A 5,123-nucleotide genomic window follows, 5' to 3' on the forward strand; every position below is an offset into this window, starting at 1 on the left:
CAAACGGGCTCACCTAAAGATCGTGATGTTCGAGCCGCTGAATTTCAAGCGTTTGGTAGCGAAGGTGAAGTAACTTTGCCGGGAGAAAGCCTTGTTATAGAGCAGAACCAGGCTCCCGTTGTCAGCAATGATAATATTCGTTCTGTACCTAATATGCCGGTTAATATCGATGTATTAGCCAACGACTTTGATGCAGAAGGCGAGTGTATGACAGTAGGTGGCTTTTCAAAACCAACTTCTGGAAATGCAACCGTTATAAAAGGCGACTGTGCACGCGGTATTTCTGACACAGTTACGTATACTCCTGCATTTGGTGCTATAGGTAAACAAACCTTCACGTATTTAGTTAGCGATACTAAAGGTAATGTTTCGCAAGGTTTTGTAACGGTAAACCTTAAGTAACAAAGTAATACTAAACTCGATTTGCTTTCGGGAACTGATAAACAAAAGCCGACAGATGTCGGCTTTTTTATTAACTCTACTTTCAATAATGGTCCAGGAAAACAAGCGATCCTAGCAAGTAACGTATTTAACTAATGTTACTATCGGACCTTAAAGGTGTTAACCAACTCGTCAAGTTGTTTAGCAAGTGATTTGAGATCATCACTAGATGAGGCCATGTTCGTCGCGTTAGCAGCAGACTTTTCACTATTATCGCTAATTTGTTTAACGTGCCCATTAATTTCTTGGACGACGGTTAGCTGTTCTTCTGTGGCCGTTGCTACTTGCGTATTCAAATCCTCTAATGTGTGGATCTGGTCAACAATGTCCTTTAAAGCCTCATTGGCTTTCACTGCTGCTTCGGCACTGCGAGAGGCCAAATCTTTATTGTGTTGGACACCCGCAACGGCTGTTTCGGACTCAGTTTGAAGTAGGGTGATCATTGATGCAATTTCATCAGTTGACTCGTTGGTACGCTTCGCTAAATTTCGCACCTCATCAGCAACAACCGCGAAGCCTCGACCTTGCTCGCCCGCACGCGCAGCCTCGATAGCGGCATTTAGCGCCAATAAGTTTGTCTGTTCTGAAACGCCTCTAATAACATCAAGTACACCACTAATCGATACGCTCTTTTCAGCAAGTGACTCAATGGTTCCTGAAACGGCTTCCATACCTGAAGCCATCTCGCCAATATAGGTTGATGAGTCGGTGACTACGTCATGCGCAATATTTGCTTTCTCATTAGCTGTCTGGGTTGCTTCTGCCGCGACATTTGCGCTTTTAGCAATATCTCCGATAGTCATACCCATTTGATTCACAGCGGTCGATGCGTGAATAGACTGGTCTCGTTCTAACTCCGCTGAGCGACTTGAGTTAGTCGCTGATGAAGAAACTATCTCAGCGGCTTGGCGCAAATCGATTGAGGTATTTGCAACATCTATCATTACGTTTCTAATTTTACCAATGAATTTATTAAATCCACCAACCATTACACCTAACTCATCACGAGCATTGTGTTCTATCTGAATCGTAAGGTCACCTTCACCTTTACCAAGGTCTTGAAAAACTCTAGCTAGCTCCCTTATAGGCTTAACAAGCATGCCAGACAAATAAATACTCGCACCGGCTAGCGCCGCAACAACAATAAAGAACCATAGGATCATATAGTTTCGGCTTTCAACCAAACCAGCATATAACTCTTCAGTTGGAACTTCTGATATAACATACCAACCTAGACTCGGAATATAACTTGCTGAAACAACATAGTTGTCGGTTTCTTCAAAAGCGAAATTTTGCTTTGATAAAAGAGATTGAATATCAATATCACGGTATAACGATTTTAATGTGGCCTTGCCGACATTTTTCTTGGAAGGGTGTACTTGGACTTGGCCTTTATCATTGACTAAATATACAAAACCCGTTTCCTCAATTTTGAATCCTTTCAGGTAATCAATCATATCGTCAAAAGATTTTGAAACGCCTGATATACCTTTACCATTTAACATTTGATAGTTAACAAAGATATCCGTTTTACCATTCGGATAAGTATAAATGCTCGCAGATTCTGCACTGCCGCTTTTTTTAAATGCAAAAAACCACCCGTCAGCGTCATTGTTTTGCAAAACTCGTAAAAATCCATCTTGATTCCAGTACTCCGCTGTTTCACGGTTGGCAAAAGATGCGTTACTGTAACCATTATTGCGTTGAATATTACTCAGATACGCAGTTACACCAGCTACATCAGCGTCTTTATCAGAATCAAGCCAATTTAAAAGAATAGGGTTAGTCGCTATACCTTTAGTTATCGCCTTCATTTGGGCGGTTTGGCCTTCAATCGCATTTCTAACTCGTTGCAACAAGTTAGGCAATTCGGTATTTTCAATACGATGAACCATGATAGATTGAGCTTTAGCGTAACCAATATAACTAACAATACTGGTTGAAATTACAACCGCGGCTATCAATGCGATGATTAGTTTGAGCTGGATAGAAATTGAGCGTCGTACAACAGTTTGCATAATTCTTCCTAAAGGGCGGCGGTGCCGGTTATCCTTATTATTTTTGTTTGTCGGCAAATATTAACTAAATAAATCGGCAAAATTAACTTTTTCTTAAACAGAAAGCTCATTTTATTTACCTCCATCCATCAAGCGAACAATAAATGTACACTTGTACTCTAGGAACTAATAACAAAGTATTATTTAATGAGTAAGCATATTAGTTCATACATACCACAAAGGTAATTAATGAGTGTTAAAAAACAAAATGGTGTTGAGTTAACGACAGTAAAAGGGGTCTTGTTTGACCTGGACAATACTTTAGTAAGCTGTACCATGAATTTTAAAGAAATGCGAAGGCGGGTCGGTTGTCCAGAGGGAGTTGATATTTTAAGTCACGTGTCTGGCCTTTCGATGGAACTTCAGAGACAGGCTCACCAAGCCATTAAACAAATTGAAGTTGATGACGCCGCAAATAGCATAGCACTTAATGGAGCAGTAACTTTACTCTCGTTTTTAAAAGACCTTGGTATACCGACTGCAATCATTACCCGAAACTGTCTAGAAGCGTCTTTAATAAAGCTAGAACGTACAAATATTAAAGCAAATCAATTAATTACGCGTGAAGACTTTCCAGCCAAGCCGGACCCATCAGCCTTATTGCATATTGCAAATTTATGGGGAGCGTACACACAAGAGCTACTTTTTGTCGGTGATTTCAAATACGACCTTGAAGCCGCCAAAAACGCCTATATGCCATCGTGTCTAGTTCACAATATAGAAAACAATGATTTTGCGCATTTAGCATCAATAACCTCGAAAGATTTGATTACCTTAACACAAGATTTAAAACCCTTTATTCACCGTAATTAAATTGATCTTTTTTGCACCAACGAATATTTTTAATAAAAACAATAACCAACATTCTAATTAGGAATTTCAAATGGATTTTTCATATCGCAAAGCCTTACGAAAGGCCGTCAGTTCGGCATTGTTAGTAGCCGCTTCTACGGTTAGTATTCAGGGCTTAGCTGTTGAGACGTTAAACCCTTCAATCGTGGCCGCCCAATATGACCAACAAGTACCTACAGTTGAACAAGTTTTGGGATATAAATCTGGTAGTAAAATTACTAATCACACAGATATGGTCCGTTATTTTGAGGCACTGAGCTTAGCTGTGCCGGATAGAGTAAAACTCTTCGATTATGGTGTAACGTGGGAAGGCCGAAGACTCATCTATCTAGCGATCAGCGAGCCAAGCAACTTAGCAAATCTAGATGCCTTTGCCGATAAAATGCAGGCTCTTTCTGATCCTCGTAAAACAAATAAAACAGCAGCTAAAGAGTTAATTGAAACGCTCCCGTCTTCTGTTTGGTTGGGCTATAGCGTACACGGCAATGAAATTAGCGGCACCGATGCAGCGATGCGTACCGCTTATCACTTACTGGCGTCAATAAGCGACCCAACCGTTAACAAGATTTTGGACAATACGATTGTCTTTATTGACCCTCTACAAAACCCAGATGGCCGCACCCGATTTACCTCTCGATATTACGCAACAACAGGTCTAGAACACAGCAGTGACAGACTAAGTGCAGAACATAATGAGCCTTGGCCACGTGGCAGAAGTAACCATTACTTATTTGACATGAACCGTGACTGGCTAGCAGCGACACAACCAGAAACAAAAGGCCGAATCGATGTTATCAACAAGTTTAGACCTTTAGTTGTCATAGATTTACACGAAATGGGTGGTGACCAATCTTATTATTTTGCCCCAGCGGCCAAACCATTTAACCCTCATATGACTGACACACAAGTCGCTAATATGAACACCATTGGTGAAAACATAGGTCGTTATTTTGATAATGAGGGTTACGACTATTTCACTCGTGAAATATTTGATGCATTTTATCCTGGGTATGGTGATAGTTGGCCTACTTTTTACGGTGCATCGGCATCGACTTATGAAGTTTCATCGTCACGTGGCGAACGATACACTAAACGCAATGGTGAGCTTCTTACTTATGAAAACACCGTCCAACGTCATTTTGTAGCGTCTATCGCAACGGCGGAAGGTGCTGCAGATAATCGTAGAAAACTATTAACTGATTATTACCAGTATCAAGTTTCAGCGATTAAAGAAGGAAAGTCACAAGAGCGTATTTATGTATTAAATGACGACGTTAACCGCGCTGGTGCTCATCGTTTAGCGACATTACTCGCAGAGCACGATGTTGAAGTTAAACAGTCTACAGAAAGGTTTAAACTTTGTGGTTCCACTTACCCAGCAGGTACGTATTTTGTTGATGCGGCACAACCTAAAGGTCGTTTTGTAAAAACAACCATGACAAAACAAGTAGATATGTCAGATGCTTTTATTAAAGAGCAAGAACGACGTCGTGCACGTAATTTAAACGACGAAATTTATGACGTTACAGGTTGGTCACTGCCGTTAATGTTCGGTGTCGATGTTGATACCTGTAAAAGCGTACCAAAAGTAAAGTATACCTTTGTTAATGAAGATGACCCACTAGTTGGTGAAGTTCAAAATTTGGATGCGAAAGTAGGGTATGTGATTCCTTGGGGAGACATGGCAGCAGGGCGCTTTTTAACCCACGCTTTACGTCAAGGGCTAACAGTTAAAACCGCTGACAAAGCCTTTACACTAAATGACCATCAATC

4 protein-coding genes are annotated in these 5,123 nt (G+C 40.8%); 3 read left to right on the forward strand and 1 reads right to left on the reverse strand.

Features of this window, described 5'->3' with window-relative positions; genetic code table 11:
- Positions 1 to 402: Ig-like domain-containing protein (locus tag AC4E96_RS08575; RefSeq protein WP_490255516.1), on the forward strand; the 402-nt coding region annotated here is incomplete at its 5' end.
- A gap of 140 nt (positions 403 to 542) precedes the next feature.
- Here AC4E96_RS08575 and AC4E96_RS08580 read toward each other — a convergent pair.
- Entirely contained in the window at positions 543 to 2,459 is a 1,917-nt protein-coding gene (locus tag AC4E96_RS08580; RefSeq protein ID WP_490255517.1) for a methyl-accepting chemotaxis protein, read from the reverse strand.
- Positions 2,460 to 2,687: 228 nt separating this feature from the next.
- Here AC4E96_RS08580 and AC4E96_RS08585 point away from each other — a divergent pair, with 228 nt between their 5' ends.
- Positions 2,688 to 3,311, forward strand: coding sequence for an HAD family hydrolase (locus AC4E96_RS08585; protein WP_490255518.1), 624 nt, complete (start codon positions 2,688 to 2,690; stop codon positions 3,309 to 3,311).
- A 70-nt stretch (positions 3,312 to 3,381) separates the two neighbouring features.
- Positions 3,382 to 5,123, forward strand: a 1,742-nt coding sequence (locus AC4E96_RS08590) for a M14 family zinc carboxypeptidase (protein WP_490255519.1), incomplete at its 3' end; no start/stop codon positions are given.

This window comes from Psychrosphaera sp., assembly GCF_982872775.1.